This window comes from Streptomyces sp. NBC_01257, assembly GCF_035917255.1.
GTDB lineage: Bacteria > Actinomycetota > Actinomycetes > Streptomycetales > Streptomycetaceae > Streptomyces.
The window spans coordinates 4,881,107-4,908,106 of record NZ_CP108472.1 but is presented as its reverse complement, the minus strand read 5'-3'; the positions used below and the strand labels follow the sequence as shown (position 1 = coordinate 4,908,106).

The 27,000-nt window shown below is 70.5% G+C and carries 26 protein-coding genes; 12 read left to right on the top strand and 14 right to left on the bottom strand.

Annotation, left to right across the window (positions count from 1 at the left end):
• Nucleotides 1-51: 51 nt before the first annotated feature.
• The 4 genes from pstS (at nt 52) to pstB (ending at nt 4,193) form a co-directional block, all read left to right on the top strand.
• On the top strand, nt 52-1,188 hold the full coding sequence (pstS, locus tag OG408_RS21130; RefSeq protein ID WP_266780683.1) for a phosphate ABC transporter substrate-binding protein PstS: 1,137 nt from the start codon (nt 52-54) through the stop codon (nt 1,186-1,188).
• 130 nt (nt 1,189-1,318) lie between these two features.
• Entirely contained in the window at nt 1,319-2,311 is a 993-nt protein-coding gene (gene pstC / locus OG408_RS21125; protein ID WP_266780681.1) for a phosphate ABC transporter permease subunit PstC, read from the top strand.
• Complete coding sequence (gene pstA, locus OG408_RS21120; RefSeq protein WP_285569266.1) at nt 2,308-3,393, top strand: phosphate ABC transporter permease PstA; 1,086 nt, start codon at nt 2,308-2,310, stop codon at nt 3,391-3,393. Before pstC ends, pstA begins: the two co-directional genes overlap by 4 nt.
• A 23-nt stretch (nt 3,394-3,416) precedes the next feature.
• Nucleotides 3,417-4,193: a phosphate ABC transporter ATP-binding protein PstB gene (pstB, locus tag OG408_RS21115; protein ID WP_266780677.1), complete on the top strand. Its 777-nt coding sequence runs from the start codon at nt 3,417-3,419 to the stop codon at nt 4,191-4,193.
• Between the two features lie 119 nt (nt 4,194-4,312).
• Here pstB and OG408_RS21110 read toward each other — a convergent pair whose 3' ends face one another.
• Together OG408_RS21110 and OG408_RS21105 are read right to left on the bottom strand one after the other, a co-directional pair.
• Nucleotides 4,313-5,311, bottom strand: a complete 999-nt coding sequence (locus OG408_RS21110; protein WP_326671347.1) for an inorganic phosphate transporter — start codon at nt 5,309-5,311, stop codon at nt 4,313-4,315.
• Between the two features lie 5 nt (nt 5,312-5,316).
• Nucleotides 5,317-5,937: a DUF47 domain-containing protein gene (locus OG408_RS21105; protein WP_148019498.1), complete on the bottom strand. Its 621-nt coding sequence runs from the start codon at nt 5,935-5,937 to the stop codon at nt 5,317-5,319.
• A gap of 200 nt (nt 5,938-6,137) precedes the next feature.
• Here OG408_RS21105 and OG408_RS21100 point away from each other — a divergent pair, with 200 nt between their 5' ends.
• Nucleotides 6,138-6,521, top strand: coding sequence for a metal-sensitive transcriptional regulator (locus OG408_RS21100; RefSeq protein ID WP_266780672.1), 384 nt, complete (start codon nt 6,138-6,140; stop codon nt 6,519-6,521).
• Nucleotides 6,522-6,557: 36 nt separating this feature from the next.
• Here OG408_RS21100 and OG408_RS21095 read toward each other — a convergent pair whose 3' ends face one another.
• Both OG408_RS21095 and OG408_RS21090 read right to left on the bottom strand, forming a co-directional pair.
• Nucleotides 6,558-6,752 carry a hypothetical protein gene (locus OG408_RS21095; protein WP_266780670.1) on the bottom strand — a complete coding sequence of 65 codons (195 nt, stop codon included), beginning with the start codon at nt 6,750-6,752 and terminating at the stop codon, nt 6,558-6,560.
• Nucleotides 6,753-6,913: 161 nt separating this feature from the next.
• Entirely contained in the window at nt 6,914-7,798 is an 885-nt protein-coding gene (locus OG408_RS21090) for a hypothetical protein (protein ID WP_285569275.1), read from the bottom strand.
• Between the two features lie 132 nt (nt 7,799-7,930).
• Between OG408_RS21090 and OG408_RS21085 the strand changes: the two genes are divergently transcribed.
• Both OG408_RS21085 and OG408_RS21080 read left to right on the top strand, forming a co-directional pair.
• On the top strand, nt 7,931-8,119 hold the full coding sequence (locus tag OG408_RS21085; protein WP_266780666.1) for a hypothetical protein: 189 nt from the start codon (nt 7,931-7,933) through the stop codon (nt 8,117-8,119).
• Between the two features lie 84 nt (nt 8,120-8,203).
• Nucleotides 8,204-9,796 carry an FAD-binding oxidoreductase gene (locus OG408_RS21080; RefSeq protein ID WP_326671343.1) on the top strand — a complete coding sequence of 531 codons (1,593 nt, stop codon included), beginning with the start codon at nt 8,204-8,206 and terminating at the stop codon, nt 9,794-9,796.
• A 130-nt stretch (nt 9,797-9,926) separates the two neighbouring features.
• On the opposite strand, the gene OG408_RS21075 is transcribed toward OG408_RS21080, so the two are convergent.
• The 8 genes from OG408_RS21075 to OG408_RS21040 form a co-directional block, all read right to left on the bottom strand.
• On the bottom strand, nt 9,927-10,661 hold the full coding sequence (locus tag OG408_RS21075; protein ID WP_266780662.1) for a phosphatase PAP2 family protein: 735 nt from the start codon (nt 10,659-10,661) through the stop codon (nt 9,927-9,929).
• Between the two features lie 268 nt (nt 10,662-10,929).
• Nucleotides 10,930-11,922 (bottom strand): C40 family peptidase, encoded by a 993-nt coding sequence (locus OG408_RS21070; RefSeq protein ID WP_266780660.1) that lies wholly within the window; start codon nt 11,920-11,922, stop codon nt 10,930-10,932.
• Nucleotides 11,923-12,177: 255 nt separating this feature from the next.
• Nucleotides 12,178-12,774: a hypothetical protein gene (locus OG408_RS21065; RefSeq protein ID WP_266780658.1), complete on the bottom strand. Its 597-nt coding sequence runs from the start codon at nt 12,772-12,774 to the stop codon at nt 12,178-12,180.
• Nucleotides 12,771-15,083 (bottom strand): alpha/beta hydrolase, encoded by a 2,313-nt coding sequence (locus tag OG408_RS21060; RefSeq protein ID WP_326671339.1) that lies wholly within the window; start codon nt 15,081-15,083, stop codon nt 12,771-12,773. Before OG408_RS21060 ends, OG408_RS21065 begins: the two co-directional genes overlap by 4 nt.
• A gap of 347 nt (nt 15,084-15,430) precedes the next feature.
• Nucleotides 15,431-15,883 (bottom strand): hypothetical protein, encoded by a 453-nt coding sequence (locus OG408_RS21055; RefSeq protein ID WP_326674569.1) that lies wholly within the window; start codon nt 15,881-15,883, stop codon nt 15,431-15,433.
• A gap of 83 nt (nt 15,884-15,966) precedes the next feature.
• Nucleotides 15,967-17,775 carry an alpha/beta hydrolase gene (locus OG408_RS21050; RefSeq protein ID WP_326671337.1) on the bottom strand — a complete coding sequence of 603 codons (1,809 nt, stop codon included), beginning with the start codon at nt 17,773-17,775 and terminating at the stop codon, nt 15,967-15,969.
• The gene (locus tag OG408_RS21045) at nt 17,772-18,155 is read right to left on the bottom strand and encodes a hypothetical protein (RefSeq protein ID WP_266780652.1); all 384 of its coding nucleotides are present in this window, start codon (nt 18,153-18,155) and stop codon (nt 17,772-17,774) included. Before OG408_RS21045 ends, OG408_RS21050 begins: the two co-directional genes overlap by 4 nt.
• A gap of 170 nt (nt 18,156-18,325) precedes the next feature.
• Nucleotides 18,326-19,963: a hypothetical protein gene (locus OG408_RS21040; RefSeq protein WP_266780650.1), complete on the bottom strand. Its 1,638-nt coding sequence runs from the start codon at nt 19,961-19,963 to the stop codon at nt 18,326-18,328.
• Between the two features lie 307 nt (nt 19,964-20,270).
• On the opposite strand from OG408_RS21040, the gene OG408_RS21035 reads away from it, so the two are divergent.
• Complete coding sequence (locus OG408_RS21035) at nt 20,271-21,461, top strand: low temperature requirement protein A (RefSeq protein WP_326671334.1); 1,191 nt, start codon at nt 20,271-20,273, stop codon at nt 21,459-21,461.
• Between the two features lie 56 nt (nt 21,462-21,517).
• Here the strand turns inward: OG408_RS21035 and OG408_RS21030 are convergent, their stop codons facing one another.
• Entirely contained in the window at nt 21,518-22,708 is a 1,191-nt protein-coding gene (locus OG408_RS21030) for a hypothetical protein (protein ID WP_266780646.1), read from the bottom strand.
• 294 nt (nt 22,709-23,002) lie between these two features.
• Here OG408_RS21030 and OG408_RS21025 point away from each other — a divergent pair, with 294 nt between their 5' ends.
• Nucleotides 23,003-23,788 carry a DUF4232 domain-containing protein gene (locus tag OG408_RS21025; protein WP_326671332.1) on the top strand — a complete coding sequence of 262 codons (786 nt, stop codon included), beginning with the start codon at nt 23,003-23,005 and terminating at the stop codon, nt 23,786-23,788.
• Between the two features lie 92 nt (nt 23,789-23,880).
• Here OG408_RS21025 and OG408_RS21020 read toward each other — a convergent pair whose 3' ends face one another.
• On the bottom strand, nt 23,881-24,243 hold the full coding sequence (locus tag OG408_RS21020; protein ID WP_326671330.1) for a hypothetical protein: 363 nt from the start codon (nt 24,241-24,243) through the stop codon (nt 23,881-23,883).
• Between the two features lie 103 nt (nt 24,244-24,346).
• On the opposite strand from OG408_RS21020, the gene sigJ reads away from it, so the two are divergent.
• The 3 genes from sigJ (at nt 24,347) to OG408_RS21005 (ending at nt 26,828) form a co-directional block, all read left to right on the top strand.
• Nucleotides 24,347-25,273, top strand: a complete 927-nt coding sequence (sigJ, locus tag OG408_RS21015; protein ID WP_285569306.1) for an RNA polymerase sigma factor SigJ — start codon at nt 24,347-24,349, stop codon at nt 25,271-25,273.
• Nucleotides 25,274-25,418: 145 nt separating this feature from the next.
• Nucleotides 25,419-26,147, top strand: coding sequence for a DUF5701 family protein (locus OG408_RS21010; RefSeq protein WP_326671328.1), 729 nt, complete (start codon nt 25,419-25,421; stop codon nt 26,145-26,147).
• Between the two features lie 69 nt (nt 26,148-26,216).
• The gene (locus tag OG408_RS21005; protein ID WP_266780636.1) at nt 26,217-26,828 is read left to right on the top strand and encodes a hypothetical protein; all 612 of its coding nucleotides are present in this window, start codon (nt 26,217-26,219) and stop codon (nt 26,826-26,828) included.
• The last annotated feature ends 172 nt before the right edge of the window (nt 26,829-27,000 follow it).

The following is a 27,000-nucleotide window of genomic DNA, read 5'->3' as shown; positions in this document are numbered from 1 at the left end:
GCCGTCGTAGACCGAAACCACCGCGGCGGCTTCTGGAAGGAACACCCGAAAGTGAAGCTTCAGCGCAAGAACCGGCTTCGTGCCACCGCGCTCGGTGCCCTCGCCGTCTCCGGCGCCCTGGTCCTCACGGCGTGCGGTTCGGACAACAACAGCGGTGGCGACACCGGCGGGAACGCCAGCCAGACGAAGGCCGCCTCGAACGTCAAGTGCGACGGCGCCAAGGGCCAGCTGCGCGCCTCCGGCTCCAGCGCGCAGAAGAACGCCATGGACCTCTGGGTCAAGGAGTACATGGCCGCCTGCTCCGGCGTGGAGATCAACTACAACTCCTCCTCGTCCGGCGAGGGCATCGTCGCCTTCAACCAGGGCACCGTCGGCTTCGCCGGCTCCGACTCGGCGCTGAAGCCCGAGGAGGTCGCCGACTCGAAGAAGATCTGCAAGACCGGCCAGGGCATCAACCTCCCGATGGTCGGCGGCCCGATCGCGGTCGGCTTCCACCTGGAGGGTGTCGACAGCCTGACCCTGGACGCCCCCACCCTCGCCAAGATCTTCGACACGAAGATCAAGAAGTGGAACGACGAGGCGATCGCCAAGCTCAACCCGGACGCCAAGCTGCCGGACAAGGCGATCCAGGCCTTCCACCGCTCCGAGGACTCCGGCACCACGCAGAACCTCGGCAAGTACCTGAGCGCCACGGCCCCGTCCGACTGGAAGTACGAGCCCGAGAAGAAGTGGCCGGCCCCCGGCGGCCAGGGCGCGACCGGCTCCTCCGGTGTCGCCACCCAGGTGAAGCAGGTGGACGGCTCGATCGGCTACTTCGAGCTCTCCTACGCCGCCTCGCAGCAGATCACCACGGTCGACATCAACACCGGCGGCTCCGCCCCGGTGAAGGCCTCCTCGGAGAACGCCTCCAAGGCCATCGCCGCCGCCAAGGTCAAGGGCACCGGCAAGGACCTGGCGCTCGACCTCGACTACACCACCAAGGCCGACGGCGCCTACCCGCTGGTCCTGGTGACGTACGAGGTCGTCTGCGACACCGGCAACAAGGCCGACACCCTCGGCACCGTGAAGTCCTTCCTGACCTACACCGCCTCCGCGGACGGCCAGAAGCTCCTCACCGAGGCCGGCTACGCCCCGATCCCCGAGGCGATCAACGCCAAGGTCCGCGAGACGGTCGCCGGCCTCTCGTAACGAGCACGACGCAAGACGTACGACGCAACAGGCGGACCGGTCCGGTGCACCCCTCCGGACCGGTCCGCCACCCCCATCCGGTGCACCGCCGCCAGGGGAGCCCCGCTCCCCCACACAGACCGGAAAGACCATGGCTTCCACCACGCAGACAGAGTTTCCACCGGCCCCGCCGGGCAGGCGCGCCCGCGCCAAGTCCACCGGCCGCGCCGGTGACCGGATCTTCCTGGGCCTCTCCCGCGGCTCGGGCATCCTGCTGCTCGTGATCATGGCGTCGATCGCCGTGTTCCTCAGCTACCGCGCAGCGATCGCCATCTCCGGGGACGAGGGCAACTTCCTCACCACCTTCGACTGGAACCCGGCCGGCGACCCGCCCGTCTTCGGCATCGCCGTCCTGCTCTTCGGCACCGTCATCAGCTCGATCATCGCGATGGCCATCGCGGTTCCGATCGCTGTCGGCATCGCCCTCTTCATCTCGCACTACGCACCGCGCAAGCTCGCCGGTCCGATCGCGTACGTGATCGACCTGCTCGCCGCGGTGCCCAGCATCGTCTACGGCATCTGGGGCGCGCTCGTCCTGGTGCCGTACCTGGAGGGCCTGAACCTCTGGCTCGACCAGTTCTTCGGCTGGACGTACATCTTCGAGAAGACCGAGATCGGCGTCGCCCGCTCGCTGTTCACCGTCGGCATCCTGCTCGCGATCATGATCCTGCCGATCGTGACCAGCGTCAGCCGCGAGGTCTTCCTCCAGGTCCCGAAGATGAACGAGGAGGCCGCGCTCGCCCTCGGCGCCACCCGCTGGGAGGTCATCCGCCTCTCGGTGCTGCCGTTCGGCCGCTCCGGCGTGATCTCCGCGTCCATGCTGGGCCTGGGCCGCGCGCTCGGCGAGACGATGGCCGTCGCCACGGTCCTGTCGCCGAGCTTCCTCATCTCGCTGCACGTGCTCAACCCGGGCGGCGGGACGTTCGCCCAGAACATCGCCGCGAAGTTCGGCGAGGCCGACGCGTTCGGGCGCGACGCCCTGATCGCCTCCGGCCTGGTCCTCTTCGTCCTCACCCTGCTGGTCAACGGCGCCGCGCGGCTCATCATCGCCCGCCGCAAGGAGTACTCGGGGGCCAACGCATGAGCCACGCATCCACCAGCGTCCAGGACCGCCCGACGCCCCCCGCGCCCGCCGCGCCGCGCAACAGCCTCAGCAGCCGGACCCTGCCCCGCCTGGCCCCGCTCGGCTTCGCCGTCGTGTCGATCGCCCTGGGCGTCGGCATCGGCGTGGCCGCCGGCTGGCACAGCCGCGTCCAGTGGGGCCTGATCTCCGCACTGCTCTTCCTGACGATCTCGTACGTCGCGACCACCGTCGTCGAGAACCAGCGCCAGGCCAGGGACCGCCTCGCCACCAGCCTCGTGTGGGTCTGCTTCCTGATCGCCGTCGTCCCGCTGGCCTCGCTGCTCTGGACGACCATCAGCCGCGGCTCCGAGCGCCTGGACCCCTACTTCCTGACCCACTCGATGGCCGGCGTCCTCGGACCCGAGGCCAGCGGCGGTGTCTACCACGCCCTGATCGGCACCCTGGAGCAGGTCGGCATCGCCACGGTGATCTCCGCCCCGCTCGGACTGCTCACCGCGGTCTACCTGGTGGAGTACGGCAAGGGCGCGCTCGCCAGGGCCGTCACCTTCTTCGTCGACGTGATGACGGGCATCCCGTCCATCGTGGCCGGTCTGTTCATCCTCTCGATCATGCTGATCGCGGGACTCGAACCCTCCGGTCTGATGGGCGCCCTGGCCCTGACGATCCTGATGATCCCGGTCGTGGTCCGCTCCACCGAGGAGATGCTGAAGCTCGTACCGAACGAGCTCCGCGAGGCGTCCCTGGCCCTCGGCATCCCGAAGTGGCGCACCATCCTGAAGGTGGTCCTGCCGACCGCGATCGGCGGCATCGCCACCGGCGTCATGCTCGCCGTCGCGCGCATCGCAGGCGAGACCGCGCCGATCATCCTGCTGGTCTTCGGCAGCCAGCTGATCAACCCGAACCCCTTCGAAGGCGCCCAGTCGTCACTGCCGTTCTACATCTACGAGCAGTACAAGATCGGTGAGGCCGCGTCCTACGACCGCGCATGGGCCGCCGCCCTGGTCCTGATCGCCTTCGTCATGATCCTCAATCTGGTGGCCCGCGGCATCGCCCGCTGGAAGGCCCCGAAGACCGGCCGCTGAGGCCACGGAAAGCAGTGATTCAGATGGCCAAGCGCATCGACATCAGCGGCCTCTCGGCCTACTACGGCAGCCACAAGGCGATCGACGACATCTCGATGACGGTGGAGCCCCGCTCGGTGACCGCCTTCATCGGCCCGTCCGGCTGCGGCAAGTCCACCTTCCTGCGCACCCTGAACCGGATGCACGAGGTCACCCCCGGCGGCCGCGTCGAGGGCAAGGTGCTGCTGGACGACGAGAACCTGTACGGATCGAACGTCGACCCGGTCACCGTGCGCCGCACGGTCGGCATGGTCTTCCAGCGCCCGAACCCGTTCCCCACCATGTCGATCTTCGACAACGTGGCGGCGGGCCTGCGGCTGAACGGCAAGTACCGCAAGAGCGCCCTGGGCGACATCGTGGAGAAGTCGCTGCGCGGCGCGAACCTGTGGAACGAGGTCAAGGACCGGCTGAACAAGCCCGGCTCCGGTCTCTCCGGCGGTCAGCAGCAGCGGCTGTGCATCGCCCGCGCCATCGCGGTCGAGCCGGACGTCCTGCTGATGGACGAGCCGTGCTCCGCCCTGGACCCGATCTCCACCCTCGCCATCGAGGACCTGATCGGTGAGCTGAAGGAGCGCTTCACGATCGTCATCGTGACGCACAACATGCAGCAGGCGGCCCGTGTCTCGGACCGCACGGCGTTCTTCAACCTCGCGGCGGTCGGCATGCCCGGCAAGCTCATCGAGATAGACGAGACCGAGCGCATCTTCTCCAACCCGTCGGTCCAGGCCACGGAGGACTACATCTCCGGCCGCTTCGGCTGACCGGTCCCCCTGACGGCCTTGGGGTGCTGCATGGCGGTGCCACCACAAGGCGAAGGGTCCGCCCCGCTCTCCGTGAGGAGAGCGGGGCGGACCCGTTCGTACGGTGGACCGGCCGGCGGTCAGCCGAACAGCAGCAGGACGATCCCGTAGCTCGCCGCGGCGACCAGCGCCGCGGCCGGCATCGTGATGAACCAGCCCAGGATGATGTTCTTCGCGACACCCCAGCGGACCGCGTTCACCCGCTTGGTCGCGCCCACACCCATGATCGCCGAGGTGATCACGTGCGTCGTCGAGATCGGCGCGTGGAACAGGAACGCCGAACCGAACATGATCGACGCCCCCGTCGTCTCCGCGGCGAAGCCCTGCGGCGGGTCCAGCTCGATGATCTTCCGGCCGAGCGTCCGCATGATGCGCCAGCCGCCGGCGTACGTACCCAGCGACAGCATCAGCGCGCAGACCAGCTTCACCCAGACCGGGATCGGGTCGCTGTACGTCTCGTGGCCGGAGATGACCAGGGCCATCACCACGATGCCCATCGTCTTCTGCGCGTCCTGCAGACCGTGGCCGAGCGCCATGCCCGCGGCCGAGACCGTCTGCGCGATGCGGAAACCGCGCTTGGCCTTGTGCGGGTTGGACCGCCGGAACATCCACATGATGGCGACCATCACCAGATAGCCGACCACCAGGCCGATCACCGGCGAGATGAACATCGGGATGACGACCTTGTCGAGCACCCCGTCCCAGTGCACCATCGTGCCGCCCGCGAGCGCGGCGCCGACCATGCCGCCGAACAGGGCATGGGAGGACGACGACGGCAGGCCGAAGTACCAGGTGATCAGGTTCCAGATGATCGCGCCGACCAGGGCGGCGAAGAGGATTCCCATCCCCTTGTCGCCCTCGGGCGTCGCGATCAGACCCTCACTGACGGTCTTGGCGACGCCGCTGCCGAGGAACGCACCGGCGAGGTTCATCACCGCGGCCATGGCCAGGGCCGCACGGGGGGTCAGCGCCCGGGTGGAGACCGACGTGGCGATCGCGTTCGCCGAGTCGTGGAAGCCGTTCGTGTACGTGAATCCGAGCGCGACGCCGATGGTCACGACCAGTACAAAGGTGTCCACGTGGTTCAGGACTCCTTGACCGCGATGGTCTCCACCGTGTTCGCGACGTGCTCGAACGCGTCGGCAGCCTCTTCCAGCACGTCCACGATCTGCTTCAGCTTCAGCACCTCTATGGCGTCGTACTTGCCGTTGAAGAGCTGGGCGAGCAGCTTGCGGTGGATCTGGTCGGCCTGGTTCTCCAGGCGGTTGACCTCGATCCAGTACTCGGTGAGGTTGTCCATGGTCCGCAGGTTCGGCATGGCGGCGGCGGTCAGCTCCGCCGCGCGTGCCAGCACCTCGACCTGCTGCTCGACGCCCTTCGGGAGCTCGTCGACCTGGTACAGCACGACCAGGTCGACGGCCTCCTCCATGAAGTCCATGATGTCGTCGAGCGACGAGGCGAGATTGTAAATGTCCTCGCGGTCGAACGGCGTAATGAAGGAGGAGTTCAGCTGGTGGAAGATCGCGTGGGTGGCATCGTCCCCCGCGTGCTCCGCTGCCCGCATGCGCTCCGCGATCTCGACTCGGGAGGCAGAATCCGCCCCGAGCAGTTCCATCAGGAGTTTCGAGCCCGTGACGATGTTGTCCGCGGATGCGGAGAACATGTCGTAGAAGCTCGTCTCCCTGGGGGTCAGACGAAAGCGCACGTGGGGTCCTCGGGGTGCTTTGGATTCGGTCAGGCTGATGCTAGGCGCATCATCCGGCCACGGCTAACCGGCATTCTTCAGTGTCGCGCATCAGGCACAGTGATCAGCACGGGCCCCCGGTCACGTTTCAGCTGAATTCGTTAGGATATACCCACCAGGGGTATATAAACGGCAGGGTAAAGGGAAAACGGGAGGCAGTAATGACCACCACCGAGGCCACCGAGGCGGATCGGTCGCCGGACGGCACGGGCGCCACGGCCCCCGCGGACACGGACGCGATCATCACCGACCACGACCGCGGGATACACGGCTACCACCACCAGAAGGCCGAACACCTCAAGCGGCTGCGCCGCATCGAGGGCCAGATCCGCGGCCTGCAGCGGATGGTCGACGAGGACGTCTACTGCATCGACATACTCACCCAGGTGTCGGCGTCCACCAAGGCGCTCCAGTCCTTCGCGCTCCAGCTGCTGGAGGAGCACCTGCGCCACTGCGTCGCCGACGCCGCGGTCAAGGGCGGCGAGGAGATCGACGCGAAGGTCGAGGAGGCCACCAAGGCCATCGCCCGCCTGCTGCGCACCTGACCGGGGCCGGCTTCCCGCCCGTCGCCCCCTCCCCCGTCACCCCCGGTGGTCCGCCTGCCGGGGGACGGTGGTGCGTTCGGTGATCACCTTCACGTCGAGCACCTCGTCGATCCGGTCCGCGCTGAGCCGCTCCCCGATCGCCGCCGACGCCGCGATCATGAGCTCGCCGCACAGCTCGATCTCGGCGAGGGCCACATGGTCCGATACGGTCCGCGCGCTGAGCGTCACCACGTCACTCACCTCTCACTGCCGTCGCCGGCTTCCTAGGGTAGGGAGCGGAACACACACCGCGCATGGCACGGACGGACCATTTCGCCGCCGCCAGATGCCTAGGACCTCTCGTCCGGATCATGCCGCGACCGCTGCCCCGGGGCAGCGCCCGCGCCCGGCGGTCACTCCCGCCGCCCCTGCCCGCTCTCCCCGGTGTCGATCTCCCCGGTGTAGATGTCGCGCTCGTCCGGCAGCGGTACGGAGACGGGCACCCCGAACCCGTACAGCAGCGTCGTCGACACCACCTCCCGGTCCGGTCCCTCGTTGGCGAAGCTGAACCGGTGCCGCACCTTGCGCAGCCGGCCCTGCTCGTCCAGATACGCGTCGAACGGCACCGCGTCCGTGCTGAACCCTTTCGCCGCGGCCGTCAGCGCCCCCCGCGAGGCGGCCGACGCCTGGCGCGCGGCCCGTCCGATGTCGGCCGTCCCCCGGTAGTGCCGCACGGTGACCCCGGCCAGATCGCTCTCCCCCACGTACGTCACCGCCCGCACCCCGCGCAGCAGCTCGGCCGCGGCCATCGGATCGGTCACCCCGCCGGTCACCAGATTGCCGTCCGCCAGGGCCGTCGTGTCGATCCGCACCCACTTGTCCGCGGGCACCCCGGCGCCGCGGTTCATCATGTAGAGCGCGCCCGGGGCCAGCAGCTCCGTGATGGGCCGGTGCTCCTCCTCGCCCGCCGCGTCCTGCGGCAGCACGACCTTGAGCCGGCCGGACTGGGTGCGGAAGTCGTACGTCCCCTTGCCCCTGATCGTCACCCGGGTGCCGCCGGACGCCGTCTCCATCGACGTGCTCACCTCGGCGCTCCCGGCCGCGGAACCCGTTCCCACGAGCACCGCCGCCGCCTGCCGCACCGCTTCGACGGCCCCGGCGCCGGCCCGGTCGTCGGCCGCGGCACGATCCCCGCCCCCGCCCCCGGCACACCCGGCGGCCGTCGCCATCACGCCCATCACGGCGAGGGCGCACACAGCGCGCGCCCCGCCTCCGGCCCTGTGCTGCTGCACCACCATCGCCTGCCAACCCCCAACGCCGACCGCCTGACCGAGCCCCCCACCCGTTCCGCATAACGACAGCCCCAGCCCCCCGTAACGCCGCTCGCACACCCCTCACCGCCGGACGGCCCCGCCCAGTACCGTGGACGCGTGTACGACCAACACACCGCAGAGGGCCCGCCGGCCGTCCCACCGGCCCGGCCCTCCCACGAACCCACCACCGTCGAACGCGGTTCGTTCTGCACCGCCCGCTGCGGCTGCGGCTGGTCGGGACCGGCCCGCCGGTCCCGCGACCGGGCCCGCACGGACGCCGAGGAACACAGAGCATCGACGCTCTGACCACCGCACCTCCTCACCCCCCACTCCTCCCTCCTCCCTCTCCCAGGGACGGCTCGCTTCCTCTCCCCCCACACCGGAGGTCCGATGACCCTGCTGAAGCGGCGCACCGTCCTGACCGCCGGCGCCGCAGCCGTACTCACCGGCGCCACCGCCACCGCGTGCGACAGCAAGGACCCCGGCGCACCGGCCGGCGGCTCCACCCCGGCCCCCACGGGGAGCACCGCTTCCCCGGCGACACCGTCGAAGAGCGCGTCGGCCGTGGCCGCGGACTGGCCGGCGCTGGCCAAGAGCCTCGCCGGTTCCCTCGTACGCCCCGACGACGCGGACTATCCGACCGCCCGTCAGCTCTACAACACCCGCTACGACGGCCAGAAACCGGCCGCGGTCGCCTACGTCCGGCACGAGGCCGACATCCGCGAGTGCCTGGCCTTCGCCCGCCGCGCCTCCGTGCCCGTCTCCATCCGCGGCGGCGGACACTCCTACGGCGGCTGGTCGAGCGGCACCGGGCGGCTGGTCGTCGACGTCTCGTCACTGAACCGCGTCGGCGGGGACGGCACGATCGGCGCGGGGGCCCGGCTCCTCGACGTCTACCAGGGCCTCGCCGCGCACGGCCTGACGATCCCCGGCGGCTCCTGCCCCACGGTCGGCATCTCCGGCCTGACCCTCGGCGGCGGCCACGGCGTCGTCTCCCGGGCCTACGGCCTGACGTGCGACAGCCTCACCGCCGCCACCCTCGTCACCGCCGACGGCAAGACCCTCACCGCCGACGCCAAGCACCACCCGGACCTGTTCTGGGCGCTGCGCGGCGCGGGCAACGGCAACTTCGGCGTCGTCACCGAACTCCGCTTCCGCACCCGCTCCGCCCCGCAGACCGTCTCCGCCTACATGTCCTGGCCGTGGTCGCGCGCCCGGGCCGTCCTGACGGCCTGGCAGGAGTGGGGCCCGGACCAGCCGGACGAGATCTGGTCCTCGGCCCATGTCGCGGCGGGACCGGGCGGCGGCAGTCCGACGGTGTCGGTCTCGGCCTTCAGCCTCGGCACGTACGGCGATCTGCAGAACGCCGTCGACCGCCTCGCCGACCGAATCGGCGCCTCGGCGACCTCGGTCTCGCTGCGCCGCCGCAGCTACCGGGAGGCGATGCTCGTGTACGCGGGCTGCTCGGGCATCACCGACGACCAGTGCCACCTGCCCGGCACCACCCCGGGCCGCTCCCCGCAGGGTTCGCTCCAGCGCGAGACGTACGCGGCGGCATCCGACTTCTACGACCGCTCGCTGCCGCCGGCCGGCATCCAGGCCCTGCTCGACCGGACCGAGGCCTTCACCCGGATCGGCGAGGACCAGGGCGGCGGCGGATCGGTCGCCCTCACCGCGCTGGGCGGGGCGGTCAACCGCGTCGACCCGCAGGCCACCGCGTTCGTCCACCGGCGTTCACGGATGCTCGCCCAGTACATCGGCGCCTGGCGTGCGGGCACGGCCGGCACGGATCAGCAGAAGTGGCTGAAAGACACCCACTCCGCGCTGCGCCGGTACGCCTCGGGGGCGGCGTACCAGAACTACGGCGACCCGAAGCTGACGGACTGGCGGCAGGCCTACTACGGATCGGCGGCAGGCCGACTCGGCGAGGTGAAGAAGCAGTACGACCCGGAGGACGTGTTCACGTACCCGCAGTCGCTGTGAACCGCGGGGCGCCCCGCGGGACCGGGCCGTGCCGGGCGTCACCGAGCAGGCGGGACTTCCGGGACAGCCCTTAGGCCTGCGCTTAGGCCTGCGCTTAGGCCTGCGCTTAGGCCTGCTCTTAGGCCTGCTCTTAGGCCGCGAGGCCCTTCTCGCCCTCCGAGCCGCCGCCCGAACCGGGCCGCGGCTCGGGGATCCCGAGCGCCTCGCCCCGGCCCCCCGCCACGGAAGGGGCGAGCGGCCGGCGCGACCGGACGAGCCGGCCCACCCGGCCGGACCGGGCGACGGCGCCGATCAGCGGGGTCAGCAGCATCATCGCGAGGGGCGCGAGGAGCAGCGCGGCGGCCGTGCCGAGCGCGAAGCCGCCGATGACGTCGGTCGGGTAGTGGACGCCCATGTAGATCCGGCAGAACCCCTCCAGCAGGGCGAGCGCGATCGCCGCGATGCCGAACTTCCGGTTCGCCACGAAGAGCCCGACGCCGAGGGCCATCGCCATGGTGGCGTGGTCGCTGACGAAGGAGAAGTCGTTCTTCCCGTCGACCAGGACTTCCAGCCCCTGGTGGTCCTTGAAGGGCCGGGGCCGTTCGACGAAACCGCGGATCGGGATGTTGATCAGCAGGGCGATCCCGGCGGCGAGCGGCGCCCAGACGAGCCCGGCGACCGCGGTCACCGAGTCCTCGGCCGTGCCGCGCCGGCGGACGCTCCACCAGCACCACAGGACCACCAGGACCATGCCGAGCATGATTCCGTACTCGCCGACGAACTCCATGATCCGGTCGAACCAGGTGGGAGCGGATCTGGCGAGTCCGTTGATGTCGTAGAGCAGGCTGACATCGGGGTTCGACCCATCCAGTGCGAGTCCAGCCATCTGCCGCGGCCCCTTGCCTTGTCTGCTGCTGCGACGCACACCCATGTGCGCCGCTTTGACGAACCCCCGTGTTCGGTTCGATCACTCACGTGCGTGGGGGCGACGCTAGGTCAGTGGCTGCGGCCCCGGTCCAACCAGAGAACGACGCGTCCCGTGCGTACGTTCCACTCTCCACCGAATGATCACCATGACGTTATCGAAGAGTGACTCATCGTCGCAGCTCAGGGCCCAGGCTTCACGGAGAGTTCCGGCCACCGGCGCCCGGACGTCAGGCCGCGGGCCGGGTGGTCGGAAGTGCCGCGGCACCGTCCTTGGTGACGCGTGTCGCACCGAAGTAGTCGGGCGTGTCGATCTTGTCGAAGCGGATGACGGCGCCGGTGTACGGGGCGTTGATCATGTACCCGCCCCCGACGTAGAGGCCGACGTGATGGATGGCCCGCGAGTTGGTCAGGTCGTCCGAGAAGAACACCAGGTCCCCGGGGAGCAGTTCCTCGCGCGAGGGGTGCGGACCGGCGTTGTACTGGTCGTTCGCCACCCGCGGCAGCTCGATGTCCACGGTCCGGTACGCGGCCTGGGTCAGCCCCGAACAGTCGAACCGCCCGCCCTGCTCCGGGGTGCCGTTGCCGCCCCACAGGTACTTCGTGCCGAGCTTCTTCTGCGCGAAGTAGATGGCGCCGGCCGCCTGCTGCGAGGGCTGCACCCGCCCGACGGGCCGGGCGAAGCTCTTCTCCAGGGTCCGAATGATCTTGACGTAGTTCTGTGTCTCCGCGATGGCCGGGACGCCGCCGGACTTGATGACGCGGTACGCACCGGCGTTGTAGGCGGCCAGCATGTTGTTCGTGGCGTCGCCGGGGACCTTCTTCACGTACCCGGCGAGCTCGCAGTCGTACGAGGCGGCGGACGGAATCGCGTCGGCGGGGTCCCAGACGTCACGGTCACCGTCCTGGTCCCCGTCGACCCCGTGCGAGGCCCAGGTCCCGGGGATGAACTGGGCGATGCCCTGAGCGGCGGCCGGGCTCCGCGCCCGCGGGTTCCAGCCGCTCTCCTGGTAGAGCTGGGCGGCGAGGAGGGCGGGATTGATGGCGGGACAGAGGTTGCCCCACTTCTGGACGAGCGGCTGGTACCTGGCCGGCACGGCCCCCTTGGCCAGGCCCACGGCACCGCCCCCACCGCCGCCGAGACCGGCCGCGGCGGAGTACGTACCGACGACGAGCAGCGCCACGAAGCACATGGCGACGCCGACGCCGATCCCACCAGCCATCCAGAATTTCCGCACACCTCAACCATCCCCCATCGGTGCGGCGTTCATGGCCGGTTTCGAGGGTGTGTACGAGTCATCCGGGTCAATCAGGGGTCAATGCGGGTGCAATCCCGGGTCGCCGGGGTCACCGGGATCACGGCCCGGCGCACAGGACGCCCGGTACGGCGCACGGATCTGCGCCGTACCGGGCGTGCCGTGCTCATGCCCGGCTCGCTTCCGCCCGCCGGGCTCCGGCCCCATCCCTCCGACTGCTCCTCAGGCCTGCCCCGCGGACCAGTAGTCGGACCGCACGTTGGGACCGGGGAGCGGATAGACACCCCGGTACGCGGGCCCGTTCGGCTTGGACGCGGAGTCGGCGACCTTCGACTCCTTCACACAGGGGGTGTCCGCCTCGAAGAAGGCCTGCCCCTTGGCACGCACGCTCACGCTGATGCCGAAACCGTCCTTCGTCACCGCGTATACCGCCGGGAACACCGCGTCGTCGTTCTTCGCCTTGATGCGGTACTCGCTCGTCCGCCAGAACTTCTCGACCTGGTCGAGGAAGGTCTGCCGTCGGTCCGCGGACACGATGGTCATGACGGTCCGTCTGCGGGTCACGTCACAGCTGCCCTTGGTCGTCGGGCCGTGGGCCCACTGCACCTCGGGGTCGATCTGTTTCAGTACGGCGTCGAGCATGCCGTCGGCGTGCTCGGCAGCCCCCTGCATGTCCATGCTCTTCCCCTTGCTGCCGCTCGGGCTCTCGGAGGCGCCGGCCCCCACGCTCCCGCCCGACGAAGCCGTCTCGCTGCCACAGGCGGACAGCGTGAAACCGGCTGCCAGAGCCACCGCGATGATCTGGAACCTTCGACTCATCGCTGTTCCTCCATCTTGAGCCGGTCGGCATGTCCCGACACGATAAGAGCAATGCTGTCGGCGGACATCGCGTCCCGCACCGGATTGAAGTAGTTCGAGTGCGCGTCGAAGCTCACCCCGTCACCGCTGACGAGCGGCTTGCCCGGATCCACGGGGAACCGTACGGCCCCGAACGCCTTGCTCGCCGGGTCCTTGCCGAACCAGAGATCGTCGTCGCCCGGATCGGCCAGGTCCCCGGCCACGTACGCGCCGGCCGGCCCGCCCAGGATCATCCCGATCGCACCCACCGCCACCTGCGTCTTGGACGGGAGCTGGGTCACCGGATCGTTGGCCGCGGCACCGACGTAGACGTGCGCCGCCCCGACCCCGAGATCCACGGCGTGGTCCACGCCCACCCCGGGGCTGCCGACGAGGATGATGTCGTCCACCCCCGGAATCCCGTTGAGCCGCTGGGTCGCGGCGCCGACGGCACGGGAGCCGTAGGAGTGCCCGATCGCCGTGATGTGCGGATCCTTGCCCTGGTGGGTGGCCGCGATGCCGCCCATGAAGTCGTAATAGGCGGCACCGCCCTTCTCCGCCCGCCCGGTACCCGCGACGGCCAGGCTCTGCAGCCCGTCGGGGGCCTGCGGTGTGTCGTACCCGAGCCAGACGATCGCCGCGCTGGACGGGTCGTACCCCTGGGCGCCGATCGCCGTGTCACGGGCGCGCTTGAGGTCGTTCTTCGCGAACTCCTCGTCGAGGGAGGTGTTCAGTCCAGGGACGTAGGCCGACACGTTCTGCGAGGTGTCGGGGTTCCCGTACGAGACGATCGCCCGCCCCTGGCCCTCGTCGCTGATGCCGATGAGGTACATCGGGGGCTGGCTGTCCTCCTTCAGCTGCCGCTCGATCTCGCGGAGCCCGGCCAGTTGCTCCTTCGACTGCTTGTCGGTCTGCCCCTCCAGCTTCTCGATCAGATCGGGCAGGTGCCGGCGGTTGGCCGTGTCCCGGTCGGCGACCGGAATGCCGTCCAGGGCGCCGATCCGGTCCGGGGAGAGCTCCAGGTACCGGTCACGCTCCTGCTGCGTCAGCCCGTTCCACCAGGCCTTGCGGCCGGCGGCGCTGGAACCGGTCGGAATGCGGTCGTTGAGGTACTGCCGCTCGGAGTCCCGGACCGCGGACTCTACGCGTGTACCCGAACCGGGCAGGCCGGTGACACCACCGACCCCGCCGGACCCCTTGGCCACGTCCCACGCGGCGGCCACGTACTGGCCGTTGCCCCATTTGCCACCGGACTTGTTGGCGGCCTGGGCGTACTGGTGGGCGACGCCCTTGGCGGTGTCGACGGGGTGCGCGATGGTGTCGACGGCCCCGGTCACGTCGCCCAGCAGCCCGTCACCACCGACGAGCCCGGTGAAGAAGTTGCCGTCGGAGCCGCGGTCGGAGCCGGGTTTCGAGGCTTGTCTACCCGCGTCGACTCCTGAAGAAGAACCGGCGGTTCCGCCCGAACCGGCGGCCGGGTCGGAGGCGCCGGAGGTGCCGGACTTGCTGGAAGTGTCGGAGTTGGCAGCCCCGTTGGCGTTGCCGCCGACGCCGTTGGCGTTTCCGCCGGCGGCGTTGCCTCCGGTCGCGTCGGACCCACCGCTCTCGGTCGCACCGGAGTCGGCTCCGCCGGAATCGCTTCCACTGGATTCGGCTCCGCTGGATTCGGCTCCGCTGGAGTCAGTCCCCCCGGAGTCAGTTCCCCCGGCCACGGTCGCGCCTTCGAACCCGTCACCGGAGCTGGACCTGCTCCGGACGCCGCCACCCTTCACATCGCTGCCGCCGTCGGCGACGACCTGGGGCGAAGGGCAGGCATTCCCGGTCACCTGGCAGACGGCACCGCGGAATCGACCGGACACCGGCCCACCGACCCCGGTGGCCAGGAGGCCGCCGACGAGAGCCGCGACGACGAGGACCAGGCCCACGTACTCCAGAGCGGACTGCCCGGTGTCCAAGCGCCATCCGGCCAACTGGGGTATGCGGAACGGGCGGTGCTCGACGCGCTGTTCGGGGGCGAGCCTGAACCACGCGCGGGACCGGGGCAGGCACAGGAGGACGAGAACGGCTACCGGCAGCACCAGTTGCATCACGCCCCGGCTGTTGTCCGCGTCGTTGAGCGTCGCGAGCGCGCCGAGCACGAGCCAGGCGTGAACGGCGAGCAGCCCGCACCAGATGCGGACGCCACCGGCGCGTACGTACAGCGACAACACGAACCCGGTGATGCCGGGAAGCACGGCGTACAGCAACATGCCGAGCAGCCGACCGTCCACCGCGTCGGCCGAGGACGCCACGAGCAACACGTTGAACGCGCCGACGATCGTGACGACAAAGAGTAATCGGACGAGAGTCAGTACCGCCTGCAAGGGGCGCGACAGCGGTTGTCTGCCCGGGCGGACCTCGGGGGTGCCTACGTCAGCACCATCCGGTAACGCTACTTCTCCTATGCCAGACACGAAGAGTCTCCCCAGCTTTGTGAGCAGGCGCAGCGACGGTTCCCCCGGTATCCGTATGCGACCACAACGCTGCGGGGTTGTGCATGGGCCCTAGGGCCCAATGCTGGACTCAACCTGAGGTCAATCAGCCGTCCCTTACCCCCACCGACCATGCCGTTCCGGTCATTGGGGGCAGGGACGAGCCGTCAGGAGGCCCCGGCGGACCAGAAGTCGGAGTGGACGTTGGGGCGGGGGATCGGGTAGATGCCTTCGTAGGAGGGGCCGTTGGGAGGTGTCGTCGACTCAGCGACTTCGGACTCCTCCACGCAGGGACTGTCCACTTCGAAGAAGGCTTGCCCTCCCCCGAAGATAAGGCTCACGCCGAACCCGTCACGGGTTTGCCCATAGATCGCGGGCGAATCTCGGTCATTGTTGACCCCCTTGATTCTGTAATCACGTTTCCGCCAAACCCTCTCCACCAACCCCAGGAAACTACCCCGCCGTTCGTCAGACACAACAGTCATTACCGATCGGCGCCGGGTCACATCACAGCTACCTGTGGTGGTGGGCCCGTGAGCCCACTCAACAGACGGCTCAATGCTCGCCAGTGTTGCATCCATAATCCCGTCTGCGTGGTCCGCAGCTGACTGCATGTCCATGTCCGCCCTCTTCTCGCTTATTACGCATCCGGACAGAACTGCGCTTAGGATTAGCGTCACCGTGCATCGCAAAACGCGATCCATCATCGATACTCCTCGGCCTTGAGCCTCCGAGATTGCCCAGCCGCAACCAGAGCAATGCTGTTCGCGGATGAAGCATCTCGATCCGGATCGAAATACTGAGAGTGCGCATCGATAGATAGGCCGTGACCGCTAACAAGCCTTGGCCCGTCATCTACGGGAAATCTCCTGGCACCGAACGCCTCGCTGGCAGGATCCTTGCCAAACCAAAGATCATCGTCTTCCTTGTCGGCGATCTCACCGAGCAGGTAGGCACCAGCAGGGCCCGCAGCAGCCCAGCCAACCGCACCAACCGCACCCTGCTGCTTCGAAGGAAGCTTTGTCACAACATCGTTCTCTGCTGCACCAACGAAGACGTGCCCCTTACCCACACCAAGGTCATCCGCGCGATCTACACCGACTCCCGGACTGCCCACCAGGACGATGTCATCAACCCCTGGAATGCCGTCTTCATGCTGCGTCGCAGCACCCACTGTGCGCGAACCGTATGAATGCCCGATCGCCGTCATATGCGGATCCTCGTTCTCATTTGTGGCAGAAATGCCACCCATGAAACCATGGAAGGCTAATCCACCTTTCTCGGCCCGCTCATCGCCCATTACGTCAAGACTGTCCAAACCATCCGGAGATTGCGGCGCGTCGTAACCAAGCCAGACGATCGCCGCACTAGATGGGTCGTGCTGCTGCATTCCGATCGCCGTATCACGAGCTCGCTTAAGGTCATTCTTCGCAAAATCCGCATCCAACGAAGTATTCAACCCCGGCACATAAGCCGAAACATTCCGCGCCGTATCCGGATTCCCGTAAGAAACGATCGCGCGCCCGTTCCCCTCATCACCGATGCCGAGCAGGAACATCGGCGGCTGCCGGCCCGCCCGCAGCTGCCGGTCGATCTCCCGCAGCCCCGCCAACTGCGTCTCCGCCCGCTCACCGTCCCTCCCCTCCAGCTTGCCGATCAGCAGCTGCAGGTTGTCCCGGTTCGCCGTGTCGCGGACCAGGGCCGGGATGCCGTCCAGATTGCCGATCTGGTCCGGGTACACCGCGAGGTACTCCTCGCGCTGTTCGTCCGTCAGGCCCGCCCACCACTCGCGCCGCGCCACCGCACTCGCCTCGTACGGGATGCCCGACTTCAGGTAGCCCCGCGCCGCGGCCCGTACCGACGCGGCGTCCCCCGCCGTGTCCGTCCACGTGCGTTCCGGGACCGTCAGGCCCTCCTCGGCCTTCAGCTTCCGCAGGATCCTGGCGAACCGCCAGTCGATCTCGGCCGCCGTCCGCACCGCCTTCGCCACCCGGTCCGCGATGTCCTGCGCCTTCGCCGCATGCGGGTTCGGGGCCACCAGCTCCGACGGTGGCAGCAGTCCCGGCGCCGCCCCCACCGACGCCGTCCCGCCCGCCAGCGGCTTCCCGTCGATCAGGCCCTCCCCCGCCGCCGGATACGTCACCGACCCGTCGGCATGCACCGTGAACCTCAGCGACTCCGCGTCGTCCAGTGCCTCCCTCAACACCCGTTGCTGGGCCCGCATCTCGAAGGCGAGGCTGTTCAGCGCCGTCCGGACCAGGCCGCACTCCGTGTAGACGTAACTCAGGTTCCGGCCCAGCCGCCGCAGCCGCCCCACGGCCGCTTCCGCCGCCGCGCCCTGCTGGGTCTCACGCAGGCCGTTCAGCAGTTGGTGTTCGATCCGGTCACGCCCGGCGTCGGCCCGGTTGCTCGCCTTGCCCCAGCCGTCGGCCGCGCCCTCCAGTTCGGCGCACTTCAGATCCCGTAACTGGGCCCAGGTCAGCGGCGAGGCAGGGGCGGCAGCGGGCGTCATCGTTCGACCCCCCGCGTCCGCCTCGCCACCGGGGCGAAGGACGACTTCACGGTCTCGTTCGTGTCGCCCTGGGCCCGGGCCACGGCCCGCAGGTTCCCGGCCAGGGCCCCGCACTCCCGCCGTGCCGTCTCGATGCGCCGCTCCCAGGACTCGCGTACCGACCCCAGCTCGGCCAGCGCGGTCAGGCCTGCGGTCCCGGCGAGCAAGCCCTCGTGCGCCGTGGCGAGTTCCGTCCTCACCGGGCCCAGGTGCACCCCCATGCCGTCCGCACCCCCCGCGGCCCGCAACCACACCCCGTCGCTGTGGCTCAGCCGGTCCCCGCCGCCCGGGCCGCCCCCACCACCGGTCCCGCCACCGGCCAGATCACTCAGCCTCTGCATCCCGTTCACCCCGCTCGCCCGTTCCTTGATCGTGGAGCGGCACTGTGCCAAACGGAGATGTCACGACACGCCGGGCACACGGATGCCGGGGCGCGGGCCGGTCGCCCACTCCCCGGGCCTCCCAACGCATCGCCGCCCGGGCGCAGATCACCCGAACGGTGGACCGGGCACTACGCCCCGTACGTCCTCGGGTCCACCGTGGCGAGCCGGTCCAGCGCGGCGGCCGCCCGGTCCTCCGGCGGGGTGCCGTCCTCCGGGATCTGCCACATGCGGTGCCGGGGGGCGCCGTCGTCCCCGGCGTACAGCAGGCAGACCGCCGTACGGTCCGGGTCCTGGAAGTCCGTGGCGATCCAGCCCAGTTCCATGTCCCACCGGGTGAGCAGTTCCGGCCGGTCGCGCAGTCCGGCGGCGATCAGCCGGGACGTCCTGCGAGCCGGCCACGTCCACGCGTGGTCGTTCTCGGCGCGCGCGATCTCCGCGTCGTACGCCGCCCCGTCGAAGCGCAACTCCGGGATCTCCCGCAGGTACAGCGGCGAGGGCGGCGGGGGCGGGCGGCGCCAGTCGGACCAGACGACCTGGTCGCCGTCCCGCCGGACGGTGACGTACAGCGCACCGCAGCAGCCCTCGGTGCAGTACGCCTCCGCGAGCTGCACCTCCCGGGGTTCCGCGGTGGCCCGCAGCACGCCGCTGTCCAGCAGGTCCTCGGGGGAATGCGCGGCACCCCGCCCGAACGCCTCCTGGACCAGCGGCCGGCCGTCGATCAGCATCCGGGACTCCACGGTGTGGGCATCGGCCGGGTCGCGTACGACGGTCTCGATCCGGAGGGCCCGTAGCGAGGGACCCGGCCCGCCGATGGCATCCGCACCAGCCGCCGCGTCGGCGAACGGCCGCTTCCCATTGCGTACGGCCCACTGGAACCGCCGCCGCTCCACACCCTCCGCACCGGGTCCCGGGTCCGCTCCGGGGACCACGACAGCGCGCCACTCGGGCCGGTCCAGCACGGACTCCACCTGCTCCAGCACCGCCTCGCGCCGGCCCGTCCCCCAGTCGTGCAGCCGGCCGGGGCCGCTGTGGAGGTCGAAGGCCGCCGAGAGCAGCAGCGCGTAGTGGTCGAGCGTGGGCGCCAGTCCCGCGGCGCACGACACGAACGCCTCGTACGTGCTGACGGCCTCCGCGCAGAAGAGGATCTCGGCCCGGTCGTCGCGCAGGCTCGTCGCACGGAACAGCAGCCATCCCGTACGCGCCGTCAACGCCTCGCGCAGGGACGGCGTGACGTCCGGCGACCTCAGGATGTCGGCCGGCCGCACCGCGTCCACGATGCGTCGCGCGGTCTCGGGCCCCACGTTCCGGCGTTCTCTCGGAACCGCCGCGAGCCCCCGGCGCACCGCCGCCCCGTCGTCCGCCTCCAACGCGGCGACCAGCGAACGCAGTTCCGGCCCTTCGGCGTGATGGCCCAGCCACACCAGTGCCCCGGCCCGCCGGTCGATGGCGTCGAGCGCGTGCACGGCGGGGGTCACGAGGTCACGCAGCGCGCCCAGGACCTCCAGCAACGGCACGTCCTCCGGCTCGCCCAGCCGGGCCAGCAGGCCGAGTCCGACGCAGACCGCGGTGGGGGTGGTTCCCGTACGGGCGAGGCGGCGTCCGAGCGCCCGCGCCCGGTCCTCGTGCTCCAGCGCCAGCTCGCGGACGATGCGGCCGATCTGAAGGTCCCGGACGACTGGTCGCAGTCCGGCGAAACGCCGTTCGGTCTCCGCCGCGGCCCAAACCGTGTCGGGGTCGGCGAGCAGCGGGGCCACGATCTCCGTCACCGCCGCCCGCGCCTCGGCCCAACTGCGGCTGTACCGAGGCTTCGAGCGGGAGGCACCGGACGGACCGGACGGACCGGAGAGGTCGGGTAGCGGATATCCCCCTGCGGGGAGCCGGCCATCGGGCTCGTCGCGGCACAGGCGCACAGCGTACGAATGGAGCGAGGGAGGAGTGAGCGCCTCGCGCTCTGCCCCGGCGCTCAACGGGCGGGGTGGTTCTCGATTCCGTAAGTCATGCGGCGCAGTCTGGCAGGGCCGCCCGCCCCGTTCCAACAGGTTTCGCACCCGCGGGGCAGGAAGAATGCGGGCCATGAGTGATTCACAGCCCACCTCCAGCGCCTGGCACCGGCCCATGGTCGCCCGCCTCACCGACGAGCGGCACCGCACCGCGACCATGCTGGAGCTGTTCTTCGACCTCTGCTTCGTCACCGCGGTGGCCCAGGCCGCTGCCGCCTTCGAGCACGAGCTCGCGGAGGGACGCATCGGTCACGGCGTCCTCGGCTACGCGATGGTCTTCTTCGCGATCTGGTGGGCCTGGATGAACTTCACCTGGTTCGCCTCCGCCTACGACACCGACGACGTGCCCTACCGGCTCCTGACCCTGGTCCAGATCACCGGGGCGCTCGTCCTGGCCGCAGGAGCGTCCGAGGCCCTCGTGCACGAGGACTTCACGGTCATCACCTGGGGCTACGTGATCATGCGGCTGGCCATGGTCACACAGTGGCTGCGTGCCGCCAGGTCCGACCCCGAACGGCGCCGCACCTGCCTGCGCTACGCCGTGGGGATCCTCGTGGTGCAGATCGGCTGGCTCGTCCGCCTCACCCTGCCCGACGACATCGGGGTCGCCACCTTCGCCGTCCTCGTCGTGGCCGAGATCGCCGTCCCCGCCTGGGCGGAGCGCGCGGCCACCACCACCTGGCATCCGCACCACATCGCCGAGCGGTACGGCCTGTTCACCCTGATCGTGCTGGGCGAGTCGATCACCGCCGCCACGGGTGCGGTACGTGCCGCGCTCGACACCCACGCGCCGCTCGGCGACCTCGCCGTCCTCGTCGTCGGGGGTCTCCTGACCGTCTTCGCCCTGTGGTGGCTCTACTTCGCGCAGAGCGCTCCCGAACGGCTCACCACGCTGCGCGTGGCGCTGCTCTGGGGCTACGGCCACTACCTCGTCTTCGCGTCCGCCGCGGCCGTCGGCGCCGGCCTCGCCGTCAACGTGGCCCATGCGACGGGCCACGGTCACCTCTCGGACCGTGCGGCGGCAGCGGCGTACACCGTTCCGGTCGCCGTGTTCGTCTGCCTCGTCTGGCTGCTGCACCACCGGAGCGACGGACTGCGCCGGGCGGCCGACGCCGTCCACCCGGTCGCGGTCCTCGCCGTCCTCGCGGCGACGTTCGCGCCCGGCCCCTACCCCGCGCTCGTCACGGGCCTCGTCACGGCGCTGCTGGTCACCACGACGGTGATCCTGTCCGCACGCGCCAAGGCCAGGACCGGAACCTCCTGACTGCGGCCAGGACCCGGATTGAGGCTGTCCCCTCCCGGGCCCGGGAGGGGACAGCCTCAGCCCCGGCCCCTGGCCGTCTGTCCCGGCAGGGCGATCCCCTGCGCCTGGGCCGTCTTCCCCGGGCGCAGCGTCCACGGCACCGGCGAGGTGTCGGTGAGCCATCCGTCGGCGAGGATGCCGCCCACGACGAGGCCGCGCAGCGAGCGCGACAGCTTCTTCCAGCCCAGGCCCTTGCACAACTGACCGTACGAGGGCCCGTGTCCGTGCTCGGCGCGGAAGGCCAGGGTGAACTCGGCGGCCTCCCGGCCGCACTCCGGATGCGCGTCCCGCCACACCTCGTGGTCACCGGCCACCGGCCGGGGCGCGGGGACGGGTGTGGGCGAGGACATGAAGGCCCTGGCGACCCGCCCGAAGGAGCACCGGCACACCGCGCACTGCTCCACGGCCTCCACGTGCCGCAGCAGCGCCGGACTGATGCCCGACTTCCACGCCGCCCACTGCTCCGGGGTGACCTCCACGAGTTCCTCGGCGGCCGCCGCCTCACGCACCGCCCGCCGCTCGGCCTCCTCGGCTTCCTGTGCCGCGACTTCCTCGGGCGTACGGAACATGCCGGCGAGGTGCCGCACCGCCGGACCGAGCCGGTACGTCCGGCCGGAGATCTCGGTCAGGAACCCCTTGTCGAGGAGGACGGGCACGGCCCCGTAGCAGGCGACGGGCAGCTCGGCGGGAGCCTCCCCGACCAGTTCCTCGGTGCAGTACGCCGCCAGGAACAGCGCGGCGAGCCGCGCGGCCGGCGGGGTCTTCTTCACCGGCTTGGCGATCCGCGTGCGCATGGCCCATCCCGAGACCTTCGACCGCACCCCCTTGCCCAGGGGCAGTACGTGCCCGGGCCCCGGTGACATCTCCGGCACGATGATCCCGGCCGGCTTGTCCGGGTCACCGTCGAGCAGCGAACCGGGCACCTGCCAGCCGGCCGCGATCAGTTCGGCCACGGCCCCCTGCGGATCGTCCAGCCGCAGGGACCGCAGATCGGTGCCGGTGAGGTTGCCGAGCCCGGTCCGCGCGGCCCGGATCGCCACGACGACCGCGAGGAGTTGCGCGTCGACGGAGGTCAGCGGCAGCCCGGCGACGTACGAGAGGAGTTCGCGCGCCGCCTCTCCCTGTCGCGTCGTCAGCAGGAAGGGCAGGGGCGCGGGCGGCGGAGCCGGCTGAGTGGGGGGCTCGGGCGAGACGGCAGGCTTGGGCACATCACATCTAACGGTGATCAGACCGCAGAAGTCACGCGTGACGTGGGCCACACCACAGGGCTGGCCCTTGAGCGGCCCGACGAAAGGGAGACCTCGCGGGACGCGGCCGTACGGGGGACCGCGGCACCGCCATTCCGGGGGACGTCAGCGGGACGTCAGGGAGGCGTTAGCAGAACATGAGCGGCGGGCGGGAAGCTTCAGAAGTCAGCAGGTCAGGAGGGGGAGCGGTTCGCCGCAAGTTCCGGGCCACGGCTGGACGACCACACTCGACCGCCACACACACGGGGATTCCTCATGCGCACGAACCGCACCCGCATCCGCACCGCCACCATCGGCGCCGCCGCCACCGCCGCACTCGCCCTGGCGCTCACCGCCTGCGGCGGCGACGGCAGCGGCACGAAGTCCGCCGGCCCGGCGAACAACTCCTCCACCTCCTCCGCCGGCACGTCCGGCGCGGCCAAGTCCCACGACGCCAACTCGGACACGGACAAGGACGCGAACGCGGACGCCGCAACGACCGGCGGCTCCGCGAAGGCCGTCACGTCCAGCACGGGCAAGTCCAACGGCGGCGCCGCCAAGGCCGGCGGCACCACCGGCGGCGACACCAGCGACAGCTACGCCTACAAGCACCCGTGCAAGAGCGAGGACCTGTCGGTACGGGTCTACGCCCGCGAGGGCTCGGCCACCCAGCAGGTGATCGAGGTCAACAACACCGGGGCGAACTCCTGCGGGCTGAGCTACTTCCCGCGTGTCAGCCTGGGCAGCGCGACCGCGAAGGACCACAGCGGCGACATCAGGCCGCTGATCCCGAGCGGCCTGGGCGGCGCTCCCGCGTACCCGGTCAAGCCGAAGACCGCCGCCATCGCGGTGATCGACCTCAACCCGAGCGGCGGGGGCTCCGGCGTGACCTGGATCAACGAGCTGAACGTGCTGGCCGACGGCGACCACATGCCCAACGCGGAGCAGCTCAACTTCCCGCTCGGCCCGGACGTGAAGGTCCTCGACCCGAAGCTCGGTCTCTACGAGAGCACGGTCGCCGACGCCGTGGCCTCCATGAAGCAGGCGGACACGAAGTCCTGACCCGCCGCCCCCGACTGCGGTCGGGGAGGCCGCCCCGTACGCCCTCCTCGACCGCGCACGCCGTGCCGGAGACGCCGGCCCCGCACCGGGCGTCAGCGCCGCACCAGCGCCAGCAGGCTCAGTCCGAACATCAGCACACCCAGCGGGAGATGGACCGAGGGCACGTGCGCGATGCCGAGGACGACCTGGACCGAGGCGAGCACGAGGAAGCCGGACGCGTACCAGATCGGCCGGACCGGCCCGCCGCCCGGCTTCCACGCCAGCACCGCCGCGAGGACGTACAGCATCGACGCCCCGTACATCACCCGCGCGCCGGCGCTGTGCAGCGTCTCTCCGTAGGACGAGGTCAGCAGCAGTCCGGCGGAGACCGCCTGGAGGAAGATGGTCAGGGTCTGCAGAGCGATCGCGATCTGCAGAAACGAGAAGTGGTGCCGTTCCGTCGCCTGGGTGGCCATGACGCGGTCCCCTTTTCCGCCCCCGGGGGCAGTAGATCGATAAGGTCTCACCGGCCCGACGACGCGGGCCCGCGAAAGGTAAGGCGAGGGGGCGGTCGGGAACATGGGAGCGGCGGGGGCGAGTGCCGAGGGGATAGCCGGCGAACGGCGCCAACTGTTGAACGTCGCGTACCGGTTGCTCGGATCGGTGGCCGAGTCCGAGGACGCCGTGCAGGAGGCGTTCGCCCGCTGGTACGCGCTGCCACGCAGCCGGCAGGACGAGATCGTGTCCCCCGGCGCCTGGCTGACGACGGTGACCGGACGCATCTGTCTGGACGTGCTCGGCTCGGCGCGGGCACGGCGTGAACGGTACGTCGGCGCATGGCTGCCCGACCCCTTGCCCGGGCACGCCGGGCTGAACCCCGGCCCCGGCCGTAGCGCCGCCCCCGCCTCCACCGACCCCGCCGACCAGCTGGTCCTGGACGAGTCGGTGACCATGGCCTTCCTCGTCGTCCTGGAGTCGATGACGCCCGCCGAGCGGGTGGCGTTCGTCCTCCATGACGTCTTCCGGTACCCCTTCGCCGAGATCGCCGGCATCCTCGGCCGGACCCCCGCGGCCTGCAAACAGCTCGCGGCCTCCGCCCGACGGCGGGTGCGCCCCGCGCGGGCGCCCGTGTCGGCGGCCGGCCGGGCCGAAGCGGTGCGGCAGGTCAAGGAGGCGTGGGAGACCAAGAACATCGCGGCCCTCGTCGACCTCCTCGACCCGGCCGCCGTGATGACCGCCGACGGCGGCGGCATGGTCGGCACCGTCCTGCGCCCGATCGAGGGCGGCGCACGCATCGCCCAGTACATGGTCGCCATCGCCGACAAGGCCCCGGGCCTCGAACTCCTGGAGCGCCCGGTCAACGGGCTGCCCGGTCTGGTGGCCCAGCAGGGCGGCGCCGTCATGACCGTCGCCGCGTTCGACATCGCCGACGACGGCCGCATCAGCCGGATCTGGGCGGTGCGCAACCCGGAGAAGCTGCGCCCGTGGGCACGGGACGGCTCCTGACAGGCACGGCGGAGGGAGCCGGAAGGCGGGAAAAGGGCGGGACGGGGGAAGGGAACGTTCCGCGGCGACCGTCTCGTTAGGCCTGCGGCCGTCCACGTCACCCCGCCGCCACGTCACCCCGTCGCCCCGTCGCCCGAGGAGCACCGTGCCCGAATCCACCCCCGCCACCACCACCGTTCTCCCCACGCTTCCGCCCCTGAGCGCACAGGCCGAGCAACTGATCGAACTCGGGGTGCACGAGATCGCCGGGCTCTCCCCCAACGAGATCCGCGACTTCGCGGCGGATGCGGAGGCGAAGGCGAGGGAGGCCGGCAGGAGTGCGGACACCGCCGAGGCCGCCGGGAACGGCGAGGGACGCGGCGACGGACGCGGCGGCCTGCTCGCCGTCCACCCGGACCGGGCCCCCGCATCCGCACTCGCACCGCTGCTCCGCCGCGACGACACGCCGGGATTCGTCGTCGTCGACATGCCGGACGTCGACCTCTTCACCCCGCTCGACACCATCGCCCTCCCCGACGCACCGCTCTACGTCCTCAACGGCGTCGACCGCGGCGACCAGATGGCCAACTGGAGCCCCGACGAGGCACTCCCCGCCCTCACGGCTCAGGGCCGCACCCCGCTGCTGCTCGCCGAAAGCATCCACTGGGTGCTGCAACAGCCCGCGGCCCTGGAGCGCAATCACTGCTTCATGACCATCGGCTCCCGGCTGCGCAAGGCCAACGGCGCATTCGACGCCCGTACGCCGGCACTCTGGATCAGCAACGGCACCGGCCGGGACGGCCGGGAGCGGCGCAACGCCCCGAAGGCCGGGTGGTGCTGGGCGGGCAACCGGCACACCTGGCTGGGCTTCGGCTCCACGACGGGCCGCCACTGAGGCGTTTTTCGAAAGTAGCGCCGTCCGCCCGAAAGGCGGGCCCGGCCTAGGGAACGGGAGACTCATGTCATGTCCCACACCACACGCCTCAGACGTACGGCCGCGGCAGCCGTCCTCCTCGCGCTCACCGTGACCGCGTGCGGAACGGAACACGCCGGGCAGCGGCAGTCCCGGTCGGCGTCCGGGCAACAGTCCCGGTCCGCGATCCCGCGACCGTCGTTCACCCCCAGGCCCAAGTGCGCCCAGCCCTCCGAGACCCCGAAGGGCCCGCCCTCCTCCGCGTCGCCCAGGGCGAGCGCGGCCATGTCACCCCGAGAGGGCAACGACGACGACCGGCCTCCCAACTACGCCGACAACCACGCCTATCGCATGTCCGCCGAGCTCACTCCGGAGAAGCGCGCCCTGGGCGAGGCGTCGGCCGGACTCATCCGGTCGGAACTGGAGAAGGCCCGGACGGAGGGCGACGTCAGTGTGCAGCGGATTACGGCGGCGCTGGAGCACCTCGGCTGCGGCAAGGAGCACGGGGTCTACATCTGGCACGACTTCTACAGCGTGCACACGGGGGACGTGTGCGTGTCGGGGCACGTGACGGAGCGGGAACTCACCATCGCGGTGCACGGCGCCTACGCCGAACCCCAGCCGGGTACGGGCCCGTGCGTGGAGAACCGGGGAGGTCACTGACCCGGCACCCGGCCCGGGGCCGCCGTGAAGCAGTGCCGTTCGCCCGCCCGGACCAGACAGGCCCTGACATGGCCCGGAATGGCACCGGATGCGGCGGCCATGAGTGTGGAGACCGAACCCGTCGCGTCGTGGAGCACTCCAGGTCCTCGGCATCCTTGCCGGTGCACGTGGC

What these genes read in the sequence shown, in the direction of transcription:
- pstC (WP_266780681.1), top strand. Translation starts at nt 1,319, where the DNA reads ATGGCTTCCACCACGCAGACAGAGTTTCCACCGGCCCCGCCGGGCAGG.
- pstA (WP_285569266.1), top strand. Translation starts at nt 2,308, where the DNA reads ATGAGCCACGCATCCACCAGCGTCCAGGACCGCCCGACGCCCCCCGCG.
- pstB (WP_266780677.1), top strand. Translation starts at nt 3,417, where the DNA reads ATGGCCAAGCGCATCGACATCAGCGGCCTCTCGGCCTACTACGGCAGC.
- OG408_RS21100 (WP_266780672.1), top strand. Translation starts at nt 6,138, where the DNA reads ATGACCACCACCGAGGCCACCGAGGCGGATCGGTCGCCGGACGGCACG.
- OG408_RS21090 (WP_285569275.1), bottom strand. Translation starts at nt 7,798, where the DNA reads ATGGTGGTGCAGCAGCACAGGGCCGGAGGCGGGGCGCGCGCTGTGTGC.
- OG408_RS21080 (WP_326671343.1), top strand. Translation starts at nt 8,204, where the DNA reads ATGACCCTGCTGAAGCGGCGCACCGTCCTGACCGCCGGCGCCGCAGCC.
- OG408_RS21075 (WP_266780662.1), bottom strand. Translation starts at nt 10,661, where the DNA reads ATGGCTGGACTCGCACTGGATGGGTCGAACCCCGATGTCAGCCTGCTC.
- OG408_RS21070 (WP_266780660.1), bottom strand. Translation starts at nt 11,922, where the DNA reads ATGGCTGGTGGGATCGGCGTCGGCGTCGCCATGTGCTTCGTGGCGCTG.
- OG408_RS21065 (WP_266780658.1), bottom strand. Translation starts at nt 12,774, where the DNA reads ATGAGTCGAAGGTTCCAGATCATCGCGGTGGCTCTGGCAGCCGGTTTC.
- OG408_RS21055 (WP_326674569.1), bottom strand. Translation starts at nt 15,883, where the DNA reads ATGGACATGCAGTCAGCTGCGGACCACGCAGACGGGATTATGGATGCA.
- OG408_RS21050 (WP_326671337.1), bottom strand. Translation starts at nt 17,775, where the DNA reads ATGACGCCCGCTGCCGCCCCTGCCTCGCCGCTGACCTGGGCCCAGTTA.
- OG408_RS21045 (WP_266780652.1), bottom strand. Translation starts at nt 18,155, where the DNA reads ATGCAGAGGCTGAGTGATCTGGCCGGTGGCGGGACCGGTGGTGGGGGC.
- OG408_RS21035 (WP_326671334.1), top strand. Translation starts at nt 20,271, where the DNA reads ATGAGTGATTCACAGCCCACCTCCAGCGCCTGGCACCGGCCCATGGTC.
- OG408_RS21025 (WP_326671332.1), top strand. Translation starts at nt 23,003, where the DNA reads ATGCGCACGAACCGCACCCGCATCCGCACCGCCACCATCGGCGCCGCC.
- OG408_RS21020 (WP_326671330.1), bottom strand. Translation starts at nt 24,243, where the DNA reads ATGGCCACCCAGGCGACGGAACGGCACCACTTCTCGTTTCTGCAGATC.
- sigJ (WP_285569306.1), top strand. Translation starts at nt 24,347, where the DNA reads ATGGGAGCGGCGGGGGCGAGTGCCGAGGGGATAGCCGGCGAACGGCGC.
- OG408_RS21005 (WP_266780636.1), top strand. Translation starts at nt 26,217, where the DNA reads ATGTCCCACACCACACGCCTCAGACGTACGGCCGCGGCAGCCGTCCTC.